15 protein-coding genes are annotated in these 21,302 nt (G+C 49.5%); 6 read left to right on the top strand and 9 right to left on the bottom strand.

Annotated features, from left to right (window positions below; all coding sequences use genetic code 11):
• Nucleotides 1-21 precede the first annotated feature (21 nt).
• Complete coding sequence (locus ACVB80_RS16715; protein WP_481082423.1) at nt 22-3,516, top strand: EAL domain-containing protein; 3,495 nt, start codon at nt 22-24, stop codon at nt 3,514-3,516.
• Nucleotides 3,517-4,756: 1,240 nt separating this feature from the next.
• The gene (locus ACVB80_RS16710; RefSeq protein WP_481082422.1) at nt 4,757-4,885 is read left to right on the top strand and encodes a hypothetical protein; all 129 of its coding nucleotides are present in this window, start codon (nt 4,757-4,759) and stop codon (nt 4,883-4,885) included.
• 1,374 nt (nt 4,886-6,259) lie between these two features.
• On the opposite strand, the gene ACVB80_RS16705 is transcribed toward ACVB80_RS16710, so the two are convergent.
• From ACVB80_RS16705 to ACVB80_RS16680, 6 genes are all read right to left on the bottom strand, one after another.
• Complete coding sequence (locus ACVB80_RS16705; RefSeq protein ID WP_481082421.1) at nt 6,260-6,718, bottom strand: hypothetical protein; 459 nt, start codon at nt 6,716-6,718, stop codon at nt 6,260-6,262.
• 271 nt (nt 6,719-6,989) lie between these two features.
• Nucleotides 6,990-8,702, bottom strand: coding sequence for a class I SAM-dependent methyltransferase (locus ACVB80_RS16700; protein ID WP_481082420.1), 1,713 nt, complete (start codon nt 8,700-8,702; stop codon nt 6,990-6,992).
• A gap of 347 nt (nt 8,703-9,049) precedes the next feature.
• The gene (locus tag ACVB80_RS16695; protein WP_481082419.1) at nt 9,050-10,426 is read right to left on the bottom strand and encodes a metallophosphoesterase; all 1,377 of its coding nucleotides are present in this window, start codon (nt 10,424-10,426) and stop codon (nt 9,050-9,052) included.
• 21 nt (nt 10,427-10,447) lie between these two features.
• Nucleotides 10,448-10,699 carry a hypothetical protein gene (locus ACVB80_RS16690; protein ID WP_481082418.1) on the bottom strand — a complete coding sequence of 84 codons (252 nt, stop codon included), beginning with the start codon at nt 10,697-10,699 and terminating at the stop codon, nt 10,448-10,450.
• 319 nt (nt 10,700-11,018) lie between these two features.
• The gene (locus ACVB80_RS16685) at nt 11,019-12,056 is read right to left on the bottom strand and encodes a DUF2955 domain-containing protein (protein ID WP_481082417.1); all 1,038 of its coding nucleotides are present in this window, start codon (nt 12,054-12,056) and stop codon (nt 11,019-11,021) included.
• A complete protein-coding gene (locus ACVB80_RS16680; protein ID WP_481082416.1) occupies nt 12,046-13,131 on the bottom strand; it encodes an HlyD family secretion protein in 1,086 nt (361 codons plus the stop codon). The genes ACVB80_RS16685 and ACVB80_RS16680 overlap by 11 nt, the downstream gene beginning before the upstream one ends.
• A 128-nt stretch (nt 13,132-13,259) precedes the next feature.
• On the opposite strand from ACVB80_RS16680, the gene ACVB80_RS16675 reads away from it, so the two are divergent.
• Nucleotides 13,260-14,255 carry a helix-turn-helix transcriptional regulator gene (locus tag ACVB80_RS16675; RefSeq protein WP_481082415.1) on the top strand — a complete coding sequence of 332 codons (996 nt, stop codon included), beginning with the start codon at nt 13,260-13,262 and terminating at the stop codon, nt 14,253-14,255.
• 836 nt (nt 14,256-15,091) lie between these two features.
• Here the strand turns inward: ACVB80_RS16675 and ACVB80_RS16670 are convergent.
• Nucleotides 15,092-15,448: a YibL family ribosome-associated protein gene (locus ACVB80_RS16670; RefSeq protein WP_481082414.1), complete on the bottom strand. Its 357-nt coding sequence runs from the start codon at nt 15,446-15,448 to the stop codon at nt 15,092-15,094.
• A gap of 107 nt (nt 15,449-15,555) precedes the next feature.
• On the opposite strand from ACVB80_RS16670, the gene ACVB80_RS16665 reads away from it, so the two are divergent.
• Entirely contained in the window at nt 15,556-15,996 is a 441-nt protein-coding gene (locus ACVB80_RS16665; protein WP_481082413.1) for a hypothetical protein, read from the top strand.
• An 18-nt stretch (nt 15,997-16,014) separates the two neighbouring features.
• Here ACVB80_RS16665 and ACVB80_RS16660 read toward each other — a convergent pair whose 3' ends face one another.
• Entirely contained in the window at nt 16,015-16,497 is a 483-nt protein-coding gene (locus ACVB80_RS16660; protein ID WP_481082412.1) for a tetratricopeptide repeat protein, read from the bottom strand.
• 590 nt (nt 16,498-17,087) lie between these two features.
• On the opposite strand from ACVB80_RS16660, the gene ACVB80_RS16655 reads away from it, so the two are divergent.
• A complete protein-coding gene (locus tag ACVB80_RS16655) occupies nt 17,088-19,073 on the top strand; it encodes a hypothetical protein (protein ID WP_481082411.1) in 1,986 nt (661 codons plus the stop codon).
• Nucleotides 19,074-19,174: 101 nt separating this feature from the next.
• The gene (locus tag ACVB80_RS16650; protein ID WP_481082410.1) at nt 19,175-19,570 is read left to right on the top strand and encodes a GFA family protein; all 396 of its coding nucleotides are present in this window, start codon (nt 19,175-19,177) and stop codon (nt 19,568-19,570) included.
• Nucleotides 19,571-19,620: 50 nt separating this feature from the next.
• On the opposite strand, the gene ACVB80_RS16645 is transcribed toward ACVB80_RS16650, so the two are convergent.
• Nucleotides 19,621-20,595 carry a hypothetical protein gene (locus ACVB80_RS16645; protein WP_481082409.1) on the bottom strand — a complete coding sequence of 325 codons (975 nt, stop codon included), beginning with the start codon at nt 20,593-20,595 and terminating at the stop codon, nt 19,621-19,623.
• Nucleotides 20,596-21,302: the final 707 nt, after the last annotated feature.

Here is a 21,302-nt window from a genome sequence, read left to right as displayed (position 1 = left end):
TGTTAACTGAGAACAAAAACTATGGCTTTAACGGTTAAGACACTCCTGGTTCTCAGCCTGCTTTTTTTTACAGCGGGCCTGCCTGCGGTTGCTCAAAGTCAGGCGGAACAGGCACCCGATAACCAGATCTACGTTGCTGTATTCCCCGGCCAGTTCCCGCACCAGTATCAGTTAACTACAGAAGGCGAACCATACGGCTATGCCATCGAAGTGCTCAATGAAGTCGCCCGAATTGCAGGGCTCACCGTTACCTATCGCCCGGCAGAAAACTGGCAGACAGCATGGAAAATGCTGCTCAGCGGCAAAGCAGACCTGATACCAAGCCTTGGCATCACACCGGAACGTTCAGAAGAGGTACTGTTCACACCTTCGTATGAGTCCATAACCCTGGCCATCTACGTCCGGCAGGGCACCACCGGCATTGAAAGCCTTGCCGATCTCAATGATAAGCGGGTCAGCGCGGTAATGAACAACACCGCAACCAGCCTGCTGGCCGGGCTCAGCCTCATCAACTATGACGACAAAGAACAAGCCGTGAACGCCCTTGCGCGGGGAGAGCTTGACGCCGTCATCATGCCGGAAATAGTCGCCACATACCTGAGCACAAAAACCGGCCTGAGTAATCAGATAGTCCGCGCGGGGGCACCACTCCAGGTACTTCAAAGAGCAATTGCCGTCAGTAAACGAAAACCCGAACTCTACGAACGCATCAATACCGCCATGACGGCCTATCTGCTGTCCGATGAGTTCAAAGATACCCGCGAGTCATGGCGAACGGTACCTGATGAACATATCTCCATTGCCCAACTGAGCTGGCTGAATATTGGGCTGTTTTCAGCCATCGTCATATTCCTGATCGCCATCACTCTGGCACAGCTGCACAAATCCCGCATCGGCAGTGTCTATCAGAACCGTTTCACCCTGCGTATGGCCACCCTGATCGCGGTCCTCTTTGTTGCCATTATTCTCACCAGTTCCGTCTCACTCTGGTTCCTCTACGATGTTGCGCTCGAAGGCCAGAAATCACGCCTGGTCAACATCGCCCAGAGCCGTGCCAGACTGATTGAGAGTGTCGCCCACTTCGACCTCACCAACCGTAAGAAACTCGGCCTGACGACAGAACAAAGCCATGCAGGCACTATTTCTCAGGTCAAAGCCGCCCATGAAAACCTCAAAGGATTCGGCCACACTGGTGAGTTTACCTTTGCCGAAAGACAGGGTGACGACATAGTATTCTTCCTCCGGCTGCGCCACTCAGTCTCGATGGAGACCAAAAACATTCCATGGCAATCTCCGGATGCCGAACCAATGAGACGTGCCCTCGCCGGCCGCTCCGGCACCCTTATCGGCCTTGACTACCGGGGAGTAACCGTACTCGCCGCTCATGAGCCGGTGCGTATTCTTGACGCAGGTATCGTCGCCAAAATCGACCTCGACGAAATTCAGGCTCCCTATATCCGCTCCGGCCTGATTGCACTGGCGTTAAGCTTTACCATCCTGATCGTCGTGATAATCATGTTCCTGCTGCTGACCGCGCCTATTCTTCGCACTCTAAGCCACGCCTACGTGCGCCTGCGCGCGATTGTCGATTATTCCCCCAGCCTCATCGCTATCTCCGATGAGGCCGGCAAACGCATTGTCGCCTCCCCGAGATTAGACGAACTGGCAGGAGAACACCCGCGGCCAGGCGAGTCCAGCGTGATGCACAATGACGGTACGCTCCACACTTATCTGACGTCCGTGTTCCCTTTAACGGCTCAGTTCAAACCCTTCGGCAGCTGCCAGATCTCAACCGACATTACCGAACGGGTCGCCGCGGAAGAAGAACTGAAACAACTGGCCATGGCCTTTCACAGCACCAGCGAAGGCATGATGATCACCGACCTGAACGGATACATCATCATGGTTAACAAAGCCTTTGAAGAGATCACCGGTTACTCCAGCGAGGAAGCATTAGGCAACACCCCAAGCCTGCTCCAGTCCGGTCGCCATGAAGAGAAGTTCTACAAAGAAATGTGGCAGGCGCTGCAGCAAAACGGCGACTGGCGTGGTGAAGTCTGGAACCGGCGTAAAAGCGGTGAAGCCTATCCACAGTGGCTCAACATCAGCACCGTCTACGACGCGGCTCAAAACCCGACTCACTATGTGGCCGTCTTCTCTGATATCACCGCTCAGAAGCAGTCTCAGGAACAACTTTACTACCTCGCCTATCACGATCCTTTGACCAAACTGCCCAACCGCCTGCTGTTCCGCGACCGGCTTGAACACGTACTGCGTGTCGCCCACCGTGAAAAACGCCTGATAGCGGTATTTGCGATTGACCTCGACCGCTTCAAAATCATCAACGACAGCCTTGGCCACCAGGCCGGGGATGACGTACTGGTCGGCGTCGCTTCCCGCCTGCACAGCCTGGTTCGGGACAGCGACACCCTCGCCCGCATGGGCGGTGATGAATTCTCGGTAATCGCAGAAGGCTTTGACGATTGCGAGTCCGTCGCCATTTTGGCCAGCCGGATCGTTAAAGGCATGGCCCGCATTGTGGATCTGCCGGACCAGAAAGTCATGAGCAGCGTCAGTATCGGCATTGCGGTTTACCCGGCAGATGGTAATACCTACGAAGAGCTGCTCAAACACGCTGACGCGGCGCTCTACAAAGCCAAAGATCACGGCCGCAACAACTATCAGTTCTACACCGCTGAACTGGGTAAAAGCGCAGATGAAAGGCTGAGCCTCGAAAACGAACTGCTGAGAGGCCTGGAACAGGGCGAGTTTGAAATGCACTACCAGCCGCAGTTCAACGTGAAGACCGGCGACCCGGTAGCCGCAGAAGCCCTGGTAAGATGGCGACACCCGGAACACGGCCTCATCTCACCAGACCGCTTCATCCCGCTCGCCGAAGAGAGTGGCCTTATCGTACCGCTGGGTGAATGGATACTGAAAACCGTCTGCTGCCAGACCAAACACTGGCTGAAAGCGGGCTATGAAATGGAAGGCGTGTCCGTTAACCTCTCCGGCATCCAGATGGAACGCGCGGGCCTGTTTGAATCAGTCAAACGCATCCTGGACGAAACCGGCCTGCCAGCCACCAAACTGGAGCTGGAAGTCACCGAGGGCTTCATCATGCACGAAGTCCGCAAGAGCATACACCTGCTCGAATCCTTCAGCCGCCTCGGCATCACCATCGCCATCGACGATTTCGGCACCGGCTATTCATCCCTGAGCTACTTAAAACGCCTGCCCGTCAGCACCCTGAAAATCGACCGCAGCTTCATTCAGGATCTCCCCAACGAAGAAGACAGCGCCATCGCCAAAGCCGTCATCGCCCTCGGCCACAGCCTGGGCCTGTGCGTCATCGCCGAAGGCGTCGAAACCATGGCCCAATGGAAATTCCTCAGCGGCGAAAACTGCGACATAGTACAGGGCTTCCTGATGGGCAAACCCGTCCCCCCAAAAGAGTTCGAATCCCTCTACCTCCAGGGCACTCAAATTGCGGAGAAGATTGCGAGTAAGTTTTAGGTGCTTCCTGAAACCCGGGCTATCAACAATCCAGATAACCATTTGTTATTTATTGAAAATATGAACTAGTCATCCCGGAGGAGTTCCACAAGACTAAACCACACGCACACAGGCAGGCGCCATCCGGGACCTCGTACAACGATCCGAAAACCCAATAAAACCACCCCCCTAACAACAGTCATCCTGAACGCGCTCCCCATAACCAACCCCACCCACAAAAGGTAAAGCGCGATTCAGGATCTACTAACAACAAGGGCAAAACTCACCAAGCGGTAGCACCACACAAAAACACCAGCGAAAAAGAACCAGCCCAAGAAACTAACCCATTGTAATAAAACAAAAATTAACCACCGTCATCCCGGAAGCGCTCCACAAAACCAAACCACACGCACACAGGCAGGCGCCATCCGGGACCTCGCACAACGACCCGAAAACCCCAATAAAACCAACACCCTACCAACAGTCATCCTGAACGCGCTCCCCATAACCACTCCCACCCACAAAAGATAAAGCGCGATTCAGGATCTACTCACCACAAGGGCAAAACCCACCAAGCGGTAGCACCACACAAAAACACAAGCGAAAAAGAACAAGGGAAAAAGACTAACCCATTGTTATAAAAGAAATATTATCACTATCATCCCGGAGGCGTTCCACAAAACCCAACCACACGCACACAGGCAAACGCCATCCAGGACCTCGCACAACGATCCGAAAAACCCAATAAAACCAACACCCTGCCAACAGTCATCCTGAACGCGCTCCCCATAACCACCCCACCCACAAAAGGTAAAGCGCGATTCAGGATCTACTCACCACATGGGCAAAACTCACCAAGCGGTAGCACCACACAAAAACACCAGCGAAAAAGAACCAGCCCCAGAAGCTATCCCATTGTAATAAAACAAAAAATAACCGCCGTCATCCCGGAGGCGCTCCACAAAACAAAACCACACGCACACAGGCAGGCGCCATCCGGGACCTCGCACAACGATCCGAAAACCCCAATAAAACCAACACCCTACCAGCAGTCATCCTGAATGCGCTCCCCATAACCACCCCCTCCCACAAAAGGTAAAGCGCGATTCAGGATCTACTAACAACAAGGGCAAAATTCACCTGCCGTAGCACTGCACAGGAATAACAACGAGAAAAACAATCTCATATCCCATGTCCGGAACATCGCGGGTATTGTTACGGCAAAGGCTTCAAGATCGGGCGCTACCTAGCAGGAAAGCTGATGAAGGAACTTGGCCTAGCAAGCGGCCAGCTTCACAAGAAGCAGGGAAGCGAGTATGTCGAGATCCCGATTTTACTCGACCGTCAGTTTGCAGTCACGGAGCCAAATCAGGTTGGTATGGTAATGTAACTTATATTTGGATGGGTAGCCGATGTGCTTACCTTGCCGTTGTTCTATTCCTATTTGCTCGTACACCTATTGGCTTTACTATGTCCTATTCCCTTGATAGTGAACTAACAAGCAAGGCGCTGAAAAAAGCTGCTTATCAACTGGAAAGCCAAAAGGAGTGATGTTCCACAGTGCTCAAGGTAGCCACTATATCAGCCGTAAGTTCAGGCAGACAGTCTGACATTGCTGTTTAAAATAGAGTACAAGCCGCCGTGATAATTACTTGAATAAGAGTCCAATGGAGCGCTTTTTCAGACGCTTAAAATCAGATTGGGTGCCCAATTTGAGATATCGGTGTTTTTCAGAGCCCAAGAAAAAGATCGCTGACTACATTTTTGGTTATTACAGTCAGATCATCCCACATCAATATTACGGTAGCCTCCCCCAATGAATCAGAGAGGTTGCTCTAGCAGGAATACAACAACGTGGCCAGTTTCAGTTGGCGACTACAATCCAATGAACAGGACTACAATAACTACTTCTTCATCCAAAAACCTCCTACAATAAGGCTAGCACTTATAAGCCAAACTATCGGTTTGTTGTACGTATTTTACCCACTGACTTGACTAAGCCTTTTGTATGTTCACGTTGAAAAAGATACATAACTTCAACTATGTACAAAGGACTAGTTTTTATAGCGACAACTAACCACGTTGTGCTCGACTTTGGAACTTGACTATAAGTATATATATAAGTCATACACAAGATTGCAAATAAAAGCATTAGTGCATGAGATTTTGTGATCTCATACATAACCGCACTGTAGTTAAACCGCTTCCGTTTGAGCCTTTTTAGTTCACGAATTGTAAGCCACTTAGACATTTGGGTTAGAAGCAACGGAGCTTTTTTGATTATTGCTGCAATAACAACCGCAACGAGTGCAGACGGAATATGCTGTAACCACCACCATATATCGGTCACATTATTAAAAAACGAATCCATTATAGTTTACCTAGCTAAAGACACCAGAAATAATAATTAATTGCATGTAACACCTGTCTTTCCATGATGCATACATATAAAAACACTGACACAACAGTGAAAAAACAACCATACATAAGGCTATGTGACCATTACTTATTACCACTTTAATCAGTTCACGCCATTCGCACTGCCTTCCTTGTACTTCTATAGGGGTAAAACCAGCTAAGGCCAAAATCTGTCACACTTGAGAAACTTGATATATTTGGGGTCTACCATGATCTATACAACTACTGCAATAAATCACCCCAGCCTTCTCAACATGCTTTCCGAGTCATTATTGCTCGGCTCCTACCACTAAATCAGAAAATACTACATGAGGAACTGTGCATACTCTTGATGGTTGCGATATGTCTAAATGGCGTTTTTCCTTTTCACCCAGTGTATATAGTCAAACAGTGACCCCAACACACCCACAAACATCATAAAACCACCAACCAAAGCAGCTACAATCCAGCTTTCTGTAAGAGCGGCAGATATATATGCAATTATAGGTGCACCAATGATCGTCCAAAAAATTATTGACAAGTACACGCAACCTAAGTTTGTTCTACTTTTGAACATTTCACCTGTACTTGTTTTTTTTACAGCTGCAACTCTCTTCTTCGTAAGAAAAGGGCTCGCTACAGAAATTACAACCTCATCCCCCTCCAGCATCACATCATTCGTAAGATTACATAGTCCTATTGGTCCTAATATTCGTTCTCCACCGTCCAACAAGATTTGGCTAGCAACAACTACATTTTGGTTACTTTGATTGTGGACATAAACTGTACCGCTACCAATGGATTTGACAGTTCCTTTGTACACCATAATATAACTACTCCCTATTCCAAAAATGAATGTTCTTGACTCCCGTTCTACAACTCGTGAATTTTAAAATAATATACAAACTAACTCAGTGACCCATAGCACAATGCTACTCATTGCGCATCGTGATATAAGCATTACCTGTAGGTCTGAAAGCTGGTTGATACCAACAAAACCTACAAACAACCATACCGTCAAATTACTATTAAAATAACTAACTTTGGTAAGCTACTACTTCCAGCAAGAAATAGAACTGCTAGTTTTCAATTATCACTCACCACTCCCCCACCAACAACCGACTCTTAACCCCCCTAACCTGCAACCCCATAGCCTCAAACACTTCCTCAAAATCCCGGCACTGCGGCGGAATGTTCGGCAGTGACAACGCCGCTTCATTAAAGAACCGGATCTGATCACGCTCTTCCTGCCAGGCCTGTTGCCACCAGTCCATGACCCGGCTTTTTGATTCTTTAAGCCGGGAAGCGGTTGGCAGGCGGTCGCGCTTGTTAAGGTTTTCGGTTTTGGTAGTTGGCAGCAGGTTCCACCTGTCGTTGTTCGGCCAGTAGGCAAATGGCAGGCAGTGGTCTACGTGGTATTCCTTTTTCAGAGACTTTCCGCTCCAGACGCTGCTGATCTTTATCTCGTCATCGCGCATCTGCTCTACCCGTTTGCGTACATCCCGGGTGTCATGATTGCTGTCAATCCAGACCAGTCTTTCATGGTAAGTTTGCAGAGGGATATTGCGCTGACGATTCAGCTCAAAACGCTGCATCTCCATTACCCACTGGTTAACGACCAGCGGCTCAATCCAGGAACTGTATAAGCGGAAGCAGTCCCAGAGATTTTCCTTCAGTACAAAAGTACCAAAGCTCGCCAGAAATTCGCTGTCCAGAACTACTGAAGTTTGTGTTTTACGGCGGGCAGCCGGAGGATTTATCTCAAACAGGCGGTTGTCTTTGCTGCCCTGGTAGATAAACGTCACCGGACCCTGCTTGATAGTGGCTATGGTATGGCTGAAAGCTTTTTGCAGTGCTTTAGCTTCATCACCAAAGAACGTTGCACCAACCGCCAGGTCATCCGCAGCCAAATGCTTCAGCTGATTCCAGCCATCGTCTTTGACGAAGCCAAGCCCTTTGCTGGTATTGCTGTTCTGCTGAATGCCGGGAATGCCGTCTATCTCTACATCAATAAGACGCTTAAACTGACGCATCCAGTACAAAGCAACCAGGCCAACAGGAATCGCTACTTTATCGTCTGTTCTGTCCAGTACCGCGCCCGAATGAGCATCGGCGATGCGCAGCAGAGTCCGGAGCAGTGCCAGTTTGTAGGTGGCTGATTTACTGTCGTTGACGATAACGTGGCGCACAGTATTAAGGTCACCAGATCCGTCATCCGGCAGGCTCATTACCACCGTTTGCCACTGCACTTCACCACGGCCAAGCGCGTCGCTCTGCAACTCTGATACGTGACGCACCATCAACGCATGATCTTTCGCCAACGACTCCAGCTCCTGGGCACAAACTCCAAACGTAGTCCGATCATCGCTGAACTCGCCGTGACGCAGGCTGATGATAAGCCTGCCATTCGGCGCGAGTAAGTTCGAAAGCTTGCGAAATGCGCGGGCACGGTGCGTGCGAGCGATGTGCATCCACACCGCGCTGAGCAGGATCACGTCAAAGCGCATACCGAGGTTTTCGGTTTTCTTCAGTGCCGGGAGGGAGTCGTCCAGCCAGGTCACATCAGCCGGGGTGTTTTGTCTGCCCTGCTCCCGCAGGTTTTCAGCCGGTTCCAGTGCCAGTACGTCACAGCCTTTTTCTGCAAACCACTTGGCGTCACGGCCTGCGCCCGCACCAACGTCGAGCACTTTGTCGCCCGCGTCTGGCCAGTACTTTTGCCATGAGGCATGTACTTTCTCAAACGGTTGAGAAAAGTACTGTTCTGTGAGCTTGTCGGCGTGGTTGTGGTAGAACTGGATATTTGGATTCACTGGGTTTTCATAGCTATGATTTTTCAGGGATTATACAACCATTGATATGTGCAATGGTTGAGTGCAACCTCATTTTTTGAGCTGCATGGAAATATGCTCTCAAAAAGAGGTCTCATGTTAAACGTTATTTTATTGATTTACGGGTTACTTAGCAAGCTAAGGCGACAGATTGTGATGCAGATTTTCAGGGAGGGAAAAAGAAATGGACCCACCCCAATACGGCGTCGCAATGCGCCAAAATGAGTCACGCTCATTTGATGATGGGCAGGTCCATATAATGACTATAGCACCCGGCTGATCGGGTGCCATAGGTCATGTCCGGTTATGTGAATCGGGTAACATAACGCTTATTCGGTCGCCAGTTTGGCGCCACTGATGTGTTCCCAGAAATGGGTCAGCTCGTGGGCGATGCGGCCCAGTTGGGTGCGGGTGTTGTCGGCTTCTTCACGCTCCATTACCAGGGTGTGGACCATGAACAGGTAGCCCGCGACCGTTTCTGCTTTTTCTTCAATACCGTAGACCAACATTTTGCATACGTGGTCGATGTACTCGTTGTATTCATCAGCACATTCTTTAATGCCGTGGACGTTCATCGGGTCCCAGCCTGTCATAAGTTTGTACCATACCCCATCCCACAGGCGGGCATAACGCTCGCTGTCATAATCCAGCTCCGGGTATGACTCTGTCAGGCGCTCCATGATCTGGCTGATGCCAAAGCTGACGTAATTACGCACTTCAGGTTTATTTGGGTACTCAAAATTCTCCGCATTCACCAGCTCTTCAAGCGTTTCATCGTTATCGCAGATGACATAACCCATCAGAACGCCATCTTTCTGCGCGGCGTTGTAATCCACACACACCACATTACGGCTTTGCGGCTCAGGCAACATGCCAGAGCGCAGCGGCAGCGTGTAATGTCCGACGATCACCGGCACATCACCGCTGTGACCGTGAAATTCAAACGGCAGCTCAGCGTCCGGTACGTTGGCGCGCTCCCTGGGCTGAACCAGTGCGATATCGCGATATGTCCGGGCGCTGTTTCTGTACCAGGCAACGCGGATGTTATTGCGTTCGGTGCCGTTCTTATCCAGGAAGGAGTGCCCCTCCGGCAGCGCCAGTTCAGGACCTTTCAGCAGGGTTTCGCACAGTTCATACAGCTCATGCTGTGGGTTGAATGCGTTATACCAGTGCTCTTCTTTGAGGGTATTGTCATCATTCAGGTACGGGCGAATGCGCTCAATCGCTTTTTCATCCCAGCAGGCGTGAATACAGCGGGCAATGCCAAAGTCGATAAACAGCGGCAGGGTTTTAAACCATTCAATGGCGCTGCGGTATTCCTCACCCTCGCCCATCTGCTCCAGGAACAGCTGATGCTGCAGGATGTTGCCCGGCTTATCGTGGCTGCGGCAGTAACTGCCATCCGGTTTTTGTAATGACCAGCCCACCGCGTTGAACTCATGGTTTCCCATTACGCATGATGCGAGCCCGTCTTCAACCAGCGAACGCACGCGCTTTAACGTGGCAACGTGGTCTGCGCCCTGCTCTGGTTTGTTGTCGATAAGATCGCCCAGAAAGACGATATGCGTGTAATCGTGGTTGGATTCATCACAACCTGACTGCGGATGGAAGTTTCCGTATTCCAGCAGTTGTTCCAGCTTGTGGTGCTGGCCGTGGATGTCACCGATGAAAAACAGGGCTTCTTTGTTGTTTGGGATGTTGTTCAAATCTTGGAACTCCGGGAGATCTTAATTACATTGCTGGCATGCTGCTTGTTTCGCGTTCGCCTGGTCCAGTTCACGTTCAAGACGGCTCAGATTTCTGCAGTCCAGAAATAGCTTACAGGAAACGACAGCCTGAAGGACAAACAACGCCAGTAAAGGCAGCTCAAGAAACAGTGGCATTTCCTGCTGATAGAAACGGGCAAATCTGTACACGGCCTGAGTCTGTTCCGGTTCCACCGAAACCATTCGAAATGAAATAAGTAATATGGCAAACACAGCACTCCGGGCGGATTTTAGCAAGTGTATTGAAGATTCAATCTTATAACGATGTGCCTGATCCAAATCTGGCTCCTTTTCTACTGAACAGTAATCATATCAGGGTTATAGGTTTTATATAATACCCTTTCATAGTGGTTGGGGGAGTTCGTAAGCTTGTTACACTACTATAAGAAGTGATGACAGACAGCCTGTGTTTGCGGATCGCAAAGTGGGAGCCCGGAAGCCCGTGCGGATGGATACCTGACTGATATGTGCTCATCACCAGTTCCCGGATCGCTTTACGAGGTCCCGGCTCAAGGCCGGGATGACAATTTCATTATTCAATACAATTACTTGTGTGGAATCTGGTGTTGTTTAGTGCCGGTTTTCTTAACTCCAGCATCCATGCCGCAAATACCAGGTAACCACTCGCCAGCGCTATCTGGCCAATTCTGGTATAGAAAATCACCTCCATATCCCGATTGGCTATGGTCAGCACAGCGCCAAGCAACACCAATATTGCTGAGAACGCGCTGGCACTCATCATGGCTTTGCCCGGTTCGGGGCCGAAAACCCGTTTGGCAAACAGCCAGCAGACCAGGGTCATCAATGCCAGCAAGAAAGGCAGGCGCGGAACCATCACCAGCAGCTCCCACAGCAGCAGCGCAATCACTCCCCCACCAATGTTTGCCAGCAGCAGAAAGCGGCTCAGCTTCGCGCTCTTCTCCCCTGAAAGCTCCAGAGACAGCAGGCCGATATACGCCATTGCCAGTACCGCGCCATCAAGCTGGAGAACATACGTCAGCGCAATAACCGGAAAGCTCACCAGCAGCGCTTCAAACGCTTTACAAACCCTGTGATGATGGTCCGGCGCGGCGGCTTTTTGCGGTGTGCCTTTTTGCGGGTCCGGGCACGGGATCAGCACATACAGCAGCCAGAACACACAAATCGCCAGCCCCCCGGATATCAGCAATCCGGTCCCCAGCATCATGCCGAGCCCCGGCGCACTCAGGGACATATATGGCACCAGCAATATGCCCATCATCAGCATCATGGCGAAGAAGTCCTGCTGCGGGTCCTGGAACAGGTAATAAGCCCAGAACATGATCAGTGCAACGAAGGCCAGCAGCACCAGCGGGTAACCGCTCAGGCCGCGTGAGACAATGATGGCAATAAACACGGTGCCGAGCATGGCTTCCAGCAGCTCAAACCAGGTCTGGCGTGTGGGCGGTTTTCTGTCTGCAAAGAACTTCGCCACAAACACCGGCATCACATACGCCAGCGGCCAGTTGACTGTGTATGCCATGGCAACGGAGATGATCACGCCCGTGACATAGCGGGCGGTCATGCGCATGGCGATGGTTTTATCGTACATAAGACATCCAGCTGATCAGACGGATCCACACCCGGCCCAGCGCATTCATAATGGTGTTGTCACCGGTGTAAACGATGGTATCTGCCTGACCGCCTATTCTGAGCAGCCCCTGCGCCCGCTCATCATCAAAACGAATCATCACCGGAAAGCGCTGGCTCTGGCGCAGCCAACCGGCTTTTGAGCTGACTGACGCCAGGCCGGAAGGCTGCGCAGACTGGCCCCAGTTCACCCCATGTTCGATGCTGACAACATGGCCTTTGAACACTTCGCCCGGGGCGTTATCCAGCACGATCTCCACCCTGTCACCGGTGTTGATATTGCCAAGGTTGTTCTCGCGGTAATAGGCTTCCAGCCATACGTCTTCGGCAGAGATAAACGTCATCAGCGGCTGACCTTTGCCTGCGTATACGCCTTCATCAAGCGTCAGGTTTGAGACCACGCCTTTTGCCGGTGCGGTAACCGTGGTGCGTTTCAGATCGAGCTGTGCCTTTTGCAGTGCCAGCAATGCGGCCTGAATATCGGTATTCTGCTCTCCGCCCTCACCAAGCTGGCTTTTGGCCTGCTCAAGTCCGGCTTTAGCGTTATCCACGCCAACGTTAGCATGCGCGAGCGCGGCTTTTTGCTTATCGACATCCGCCTGAGCGACGATGCCCTTTTCTGCCATTGCAAAGATGCGGCGGGACTGACGGCGGACATCTTCCAGGTTGACCATTGCATCAGACAGCCTGGCCTGAGCCGACTCCACCCCTGCGGTCTGAACGCCTACCTGTTTGCCCGCCTGAGCCAGGCCCTGCTCAGCTTTTTTGACTGCCAGTTGATAGTCTGAGTTATCGATGGTCAGCAGCGGCGCGCCTTTTTCCAGTAACTGGTTAGCGGTAACATCCACCGACACAACTTCACCGGAGACCTGCGCCGATACGGGGATAACGCTCCCCTGCACTCTTGCCATATCCGTATTGGGGATCAGTCTGTCAGCCACTACGTAGAACAGAAACAGTGTGATACACAGGCCCAGCAGACCGTATGTGATGTGACGGGATGTCAGCGTGGATGATGGCTGAGATTCTGGCTTCATATTGACCCCTTAAATGAATTAACGGGGGAGAATTTACTTCAGCTTCATTGCTGTTTTTTACCATTTCACGCCAAGCAGATTTGTTTTGAGTTAAGATAGAAATGAGATTTACAAAATGGCGATGATTTATGTCTTTGGTTCCTTTGGTAAAAACAGCTCACGCGGCATCCCTGCTGCAGATGATCAAACAGGTAAACAAGGATGTGTATACACTGATAAGTCAGGCAGGCCTGCCGGAGAATATCCTGGCGGGCAGATATGATTTTGTGCCCGAACGTCCGGTACAGCATCTGCTTGAACTCATCGCCCAACACGCAGACCCGCATATCTACGGGGAGCTTATTCAGGCTACGATTCGTGAGCGGTTTATTCCTGATCTCATCTCCCGGCTCGAAAGACCAGAGAGCATCCGCCAGGCGTTGCAGCAGATCCTCGATATTGTGAGTAAAGACGCGCCAAACAGCCGGTATGAAATCAGTAAACTTGCCAACCGGCACTGGCTCTGCCGGCAAAAAGTGTATAAACCCGGAGACGGTTTTCTGTGGGCTGAGATCGCCGCAGTACTGCTGGTCATTGAGCTGATTTCTGCATTGAGCGGAGAAGAGTGGCGACCGGACGTGATTGCGCTGCAGGCACACAGCGCCGATGAGCTGGCTGTGATACTCAATAACAGTGCGGTCACTCTTTACACCGCCCGAAGTCAGACCGCGATCTGCCTGAATGACAGGCTGCTGGATGCAAAACCCAAACTGGTTAAACCCCGGCCACGCAAAAACAGCGCGACCATGCCAACCCGGTTCATCGATACGGTTTACCAGGCGCTAATGCCCTACTTCTCTTATCGTCAGCTCACACTCGAACAAGCCGCCAAACTACTGGATATGAGCCCGAGAACGCTGCAACGGCGCCTGGCTGAAGAAGGCACCAGCTATAAACAGGTACGGGAAAGTATTATGCTGACCCTCGCCTGTCAGATGATGGAGAATCCGAACAACTACTCGTTAACCGGGATTGCTGAGCAGCTTGGGTATGCCAATATCAGCCATTTTTCGCGGGCGTTTAAGCAGCTGACGGGAGTGCCGCCTAAGGAGTACCGGAAGCGGTATTTGGGTGGGGGTGGGTAAACCAGCAACTCCGTCATCCAGGGCTATGACCCGGGATCTCCTGAAGCTATCTCAGCACCTGACAGGAAACATATCTGACAGGATTTGCAAGGGAGTGCTCTGTTCGCATCTCCGCTCACTCGACCAGATCCCGGCTCGCGCCTGCCTGTGAGTGTGAGAACACTGATGTGGAACGCGTCCGGGATGACGAGTTTTCATTGACTGCAATGAGCTAAGCAAATAGCTCCGTCATCCCGGGCTATGACCCGGGATCTCCTGCAGCTATCTCAGCACCTGCCAGGAAACGTATCTGACAGGATTTGCAAGGGAATGCTCTGTTCGCATCTCCGCTCACTCAACCAGATCCCGGCTCGCGCCTGCCTGTGAGTGTGAGAACACTGATGTGGAACGCGTCCGGGATGACGAGTTTTCATTGACTGCAATGAGCTAAGCAAATAGCTCCGTCATCCAGGGCTATGACCCGGGATCTCCTGAAGCTATCTCAGCACCTGACAGGAAACATATCTGACAGGATTTGCAAGGGAATGCTCTGTTCGCATCTCCGCTCACTCAACCAGATCCCGGCTCGCGCCTGCCTGTGAGTGTGAGAACACTGATGTGGAACGCGTCCGGGATGACAAGTTTTTTTGAATGCAATGAGCTAAACAAAAAACTCCGTCATCCCGGCCCTGAGCCGGGATCTCGTGAAGCAATTCGGAAACTGCCAATGAGCACATATCAGTTACGCACTTGTCTGCATGAGATCCCGGATAACGCCCGCCAGCGAGTATGTGAGTAGTTCAGTGGAGCGTTTCCGGGATGACGGTATTTAATTCACCTTTAAAACAAAGGCTTAATCAAAACTTCTTAGGCGCAAAACCCGTCATTACTTCCAGCTGCAGTGCTTTACCGATCTTGGTCATTGGGTGTACCACAACCAGACCGCGTACTGATTTCTTCAGTTTACCCATGTCCGCCTGCTCAGCTTTGGTGATCTCACGTGAGAACGGCATATCCAGCAGGGCTTTGCGTTCTTTGTTCAGGTCGTAGCTTTGCTTGTGTTTAAGCTGGCTCAGCTTTTTGTTGATCTTTTCCACTTCGTCAGAAAACTTAGTGATCATCTCCTGATCGCCACGGTTTCTTGCAGCCGCCAGTTTGCGGTTACAGGTATCAAGACGGTTGTTCAGTTGCTGGATTTCTTTTTTGTTGCTCACAGGAATGACCTTCTGGCTGAAATTAAGGGCGTGGAGTGTATCACAAAACGGGCCATGCAGAACTAAACTAATAATATCAGCTTCTCTTTGCGTGGCACCTGAAAGATATGAAGATCAAAACGGCGCTCTCAGTCATTATTGCATCTCTGTTCAGCACACTCAGCTTTGCCGAAAGCACAACCACGTATGACTATTCCCTGACCTACTGGGGGAAAACCTTCCACCTGCAGTCCAATGAACGAAACGAGCGCAATAACATCATCGGAGTGCGATACGATTATATTGAACTTGGCACCATGAACAACAGTTTTGAACGCCGCTCATGGATGCTCAGTTATTATAAAACCTGGGTATGGAATGACTGGATTGACTACGGCTTTCGCCTTGGCGGTATGACAGGTTATACCAAAGAGGAAAACCCCTATCAGGCACTGGGCATCACGCCTCTGATCGCCCCACTGCTGGATATTCATTACCGCAATGTGGGGGTTGAAGTGTCGCTGGCTAACCGGGACGTGCTGGTGATTCAGTTTAATGTGAAGTTCTGACTACCGGGTTGCTGTTTATCACCACTTTCTGTCCAGATCTTTTGCATACAGCAGAATGGCGCGTTGATACTCTTTAATCTGGTCGCTGTTGGTCGTTGAAACCAAAAGCTCAAGCAGAAGTGAGATCGCCTCTTTGTGCCGGCCCAGGTTGTAAAGACACATCGCATAGAAAGGCTGTACTTCCAAAGAGTCGGGGTATTCAGACATCGTCTGTTCAAAGTAGCCCAGCGCCTGCTGGTAATCACCCAAACTCCGGTAAGTGCTTGCCAGACCAAACAGGGTGTCAAAACGCTCAGTTGAAGAAAGAGCGCCGGAAAGAGCCGATTTGTAATGCCCAGTCGCCTCCTGCTCCCTGCCTTCATTGTCATACGACCACGCGATCTGCAGGTGCGCTTGTGCCGCGAAGTCCTCATCATTAAGCAGACTACTGAGTAAAGCACGGGATTCGTCATATCTGCCCGCTTTACGTAGTTCAATTGCTTTATCGATCACTCGTTTCATAATTATCCCCCGGAACCTGAATAATATAATTAAGCATCTGCTATATAGCGAGACACTATCATCCCTCTTTGGTTTCAGCAACAAGGGAAATTATAAAATACAGCACTTCATATTTTATTGATCAGCTCACAAGAGCACTTGTTGCATAGTCTTTTCAGACATACATGCCCGTCATATCGGACATTACATTTAAAGCAGACCAGAATGAGACCAGGCTCACGCAAATGCGGTTAAAATAAGCGCATAATCCCCGCATCAAAAGCGCACCTAACCCCATGTTAGTTAGGTAATTTATTGATATTGTAATCCATAAAAAACTAAATTAGACAAAGATACCTAAAGGGCTGTATCCACAAGGATTTGAGCAGGCTGCACTGGTTATGCCAGCGGCTCAACCCGAACAATAAGATAATAAAAAACTTCTATTTATTAGTAATTACCAGTTTTACTTACACCAGGATACCAGGTCACTAACAACGTCAATCAATATACAGGCCCAGACTGTAATCATAACCTAATTATAATTCCAATTTAGCAAAGTCAGCTGAATAAAGGTTAATTCCATTAATCTTATTATAGGCAGTGAATAAATGAAAAAAAGACATCTACACATGGCTATTGCAGCCCTGTTGGCGACCCCGTGTGCTTTTTCCATGAACACAACCGAATCTCCGGATTTGGATGTTCATGCAATAAGCTATGAAAACCAGCCATTTCATTGGCAAATGCAGCACTGGTTAATCAATGACTTTAAGTCTAACGACTATGGCGATGTCATTCGGGTCACCTCTCCTTTCTACTCAAACGATAAGATCAAGTTCCCGTTTTCGAATGGCGGTGACTATCAGGCACTTCCGGACTTCTACGAAGAAGATGGCTGGGAAATGCTGGACCATAACTTAGGTTTTGACAAGCAAACCGGACAACCTAAGGCAAACAAAGATTACAGCTACCCTTACGTGCTGTTATACAACCGTGCCCGCTCTGTTGCCCGCATCATCGCTTACATTAACCATGCGCCATACACATACAACAGCGTCGAGTTCACGCTCAGCGCACAATCTGCCACACCGTACCTGAACACCCAACCCTACAACCTTTTTGGTACATTTAAGCCGGCAGGCCTGGATGATCCGGCTAAATTTGCCCGCAGCGGTTCAACCATTTCACCTCTCTATGCTCACGATTCGGGTCAGTTTGTGTATGGTGATATCCCAATCACGTTCGACCCTTGTGCTGCACTGGATCCCATCAATCTGGTCCTGAACATCAATATGGTACAAAACGGTGAAATTGAACTGGGCGGACGCAGCTTTGCAAGCTCTACTCCGGTCATTTCCAGCGGCCAGTACGCCGAGCGGAACTTCCTGGCTTCCTACCTGAAAGACGGACAAAAGCTGGATGCCGATGCACTGGGCCTGATGACCTACCGCAACTACGGACAACTGGCTCAGACAATGCAAACCACCCGGTTTGCCAAAGCCGTCTACAAAACCGAAGGTAACGAGAAACTCAACAATGTGATCACCGGGCTGAAAGCCGGATTTACCATAGCGGGCAAAGGCGCTGAAATGGCCGGGGTTCCACTGGCATCGACCATTCTGGGCAAGGCGACCGAGGGTTTAGGCTTTATCGATGTCGCACCTAAAAAAGTGCTGGATGGATTCGAGCTGCCTGATGAGTCGAGCTACATCAGTGTCGGAGAGCTGGCGCTGAAAGGTAACTCCAAAGTTATTTCCTCAGTGCGCCCGCTGTACACTGACTTCCCTAACAGCCTGGATACGCCAAAAGGCTCGTTCGCTCTGAAATCCGTGCCGGAAGCTGAGTTTATTCCGAGAGCCAACACGATGGCCAAGGAATACTCGTACATCACCGACAACGGATACACAGTAAATGGTGCCATGTTCTGGGGTGACAGAGGCCCGAAACTGAACTTCACCAAAAAACAGCTGGTTGCATTTGTACCTAAGGGCACACATGAGAAAGGCATGCAGATCCTTGTCGGCCTGGAGGCAAGAACAGAGCGAACCTCTGTTGCAGACGGCATGGCAAAATACCCCAACAAGCCAAAGCAGATCTGTGATTACTTCTACTGCTCTGAGAACAAAGGCGAAAAACGCGAGATCATAAGCAGTGAAATGGTGCCAATCGACCAGTGGGAAGACACTTTCGGCCGTAATACGGTTAACTTCGCCCTGCCGGAGCTGGTTAAAAGCGGTTACGTTGACTATCGCAACTTCAAGCTGTTCCTTAAAGTGATGAGTGTTCCCAAGCACCTGCTGGAAGGATACGACGGAGATATCTCTCAGCTTGACCGCGAGACCCTGTCAAAAGGTATCACGCTTCAGACTTACCCGATAAAACTGACCAAGTACGCTTTGTCGAGCACTTCAAGCAAAGTAAAAGCGCGCAATGGCGGATTTGAAATGGTTCCGGACGGCGGTGTTGGCGCCAACCTGAGACATACCTCCGTCTCAGATGAGAGCACTTACAGCTACTATCCGGGATACAAAACCTATCAGGTAGAAGTTCTTTCTGCTGATCAGGTTTCCGGAATGTGTTCAGTACGCCGGTAAACTGTGCGGCCAGGGGCAGGCTTTGCGTCTTGTTGACAGGGCGTAAGGCCTGCTTCTCTGTACATTAGATTATGCAAACAGACGAATAAGGAAGCCATCTGATGAAAGGCAGTTGCCACTGCGGAGCGATAAAATATGAGCTGTCAGCCACTCCATTTGATGCTGATTACTGCCATTGCCGGGATTGCCAGAAAACAACAGGCAGCCCGGTCGGGGCCTGGATGGACTTCAAAGTTGACCAGGTTATCTGGCTCGGCGAACAACCAAAAGAGTATGCCTCCTCAGAAACCATCAGAAGAGGTTTCTGCCCTCACTGCGGCTCTGCCCTGACGTATCGCAGTACCGGGTACCCTGACTACCTCACGCTGAGTATTACTTCTCTCGATGATCCTGATGTGGTTGCGCCCAATTACCATATCTTCACCGATAGCCAGGTGAAATGGTTAAAAATCAATGATGCCTGCAAGAAGTACCCCAGAGGGCGTTGTGGCAGTTAGTATCATGTTTTAAGTGCCCTCCTTAGAATTAACATAAAGAAGCTGTTAATTCATGGACTTACATCCAGCCCGGCAGTCTGAAAGCAGTTAACCAGCTTTTCATTTTCCTTATAGTAAGACAGAAAATAGACCAACTCACTAATATCTATATTGTGAGTATCTAAATCGATAACGAAACCTGCATGATGCTTATTAAAACAACTGCCTACACGAATAATGTAGTCTTCTGCCGTTAATAAAGATGCCATTGCTTTTATGCGGGCAAATAAAGATTTCTGGCTGGCACTCTTCCACTGTTTGGGCATATTGTAAGGCAAGTTACTGATTTTAAAGTCAACTCCCTCATCCATAGAGCCCGGCTTTACCAGTGGTTTTACATGTTGATGGATAAGTGACACCAGGGTATAAAAAGCCGCTTTTCCCTGAGGAACTGACCTCAGTGGAGATGAATGACTGGATTTTAAGTGCTTATTCCATACCATTTCAAACAAAAAATTTACTGGTTTATTGAACACGTCGTACAAGGACAATTCCAGCACAGCACTTTTCAGAGCACTGTTCTTAAACTCCATATTAAGGATTTGTTCCAATCCAAATCTGAAATCCCCATTATTAATACCTGCACTATGTATCAGATCAACAACAGTCGTTCCAAGTCCGAGCCCTACCCCTCTGATTGTAAGAAATGCGGTGTTATTTATAACGGCTTCCGCCATAGGGTACAAAGAAGCATTTTCAAACTTCCTGTCTCTGCGATTGAACCACACCTTTATAGTTTTGTGTTTTTTCGTTGTATATATCGATTGACTTTTAAGTGATATATCATGAAGTGATTCTGCCATTTTTGACAAAGGCCCTGTCATTACGATATCTGAGACAGATACATCATACCGGGACAACCTGATAAAGCTTAAAGGAACTGGCTGCTGAAGCATTAGCCCTGCTCCCGGATGTGAGTTCATTGAATAAGACTGACGAAAAATCCTTGCCTCTGGGCTAAATATGTCTTTCAACGGATTTGACATAATAATTCAAACCTATTTAATAATGGTTCTTTGGGGTAAACTGTTGCACAAAACAGGAATATCTACTGCAGAAGATTTCGAATGGCAATAATAAAAATGCTTTATACCAATCATCCGTCCAGGTTCTCTGCTTACAGTGGATGAAGAGTTCAAAACACTCAGTAAAAATTCACTCCATGTGATACACAAAGATACTTTTTGCCAATTATCAAATCAACAGAAAAAGACATTATTGTCACTTATGACATGGAAAGCCTTCATATTTACTATGGAAAGGGTTGCGTATTTAAAAAGTAAAACCAGTTCGTTGTGGCTCTGCAGAGAGCCTGCAAATCCCGAACTTAAAGGCAAGATTAAAACTCATTCCTTTAACATCGTGGCACTTACAGAGACTCGGATCCAGAATATGACAGAGAATACAAAGCCAAATGAAATTACTGGCTATACTATAAGTACGGTATCACGTAACTAAAATCGACTCATAATGGACATGCGACAGCGATCTGTAACAACATGAATGTACCGGTATGTTGTTGGAAAGTTGAGACGACACATTATGATGACAATAAAAGTGAGCCATACTGTCAGATCGCTTCCTCAATCATGAGCTCATCGCGGCCAGAGGAAAGCAGTACACTGCTGGATAAGTGTTAAGCCACTTCATCTGGTAATGGCGTTTTTGCAGCTAACGGGTTTGTGTTTTGGGG

The sequence above is a fragment of the Vibrio sp. 9-16B-A1 genome, from assembly GCF_056726165.1.
This window is presented reverse-complemented; position numbering and strand designations above follow the sequence as displayed.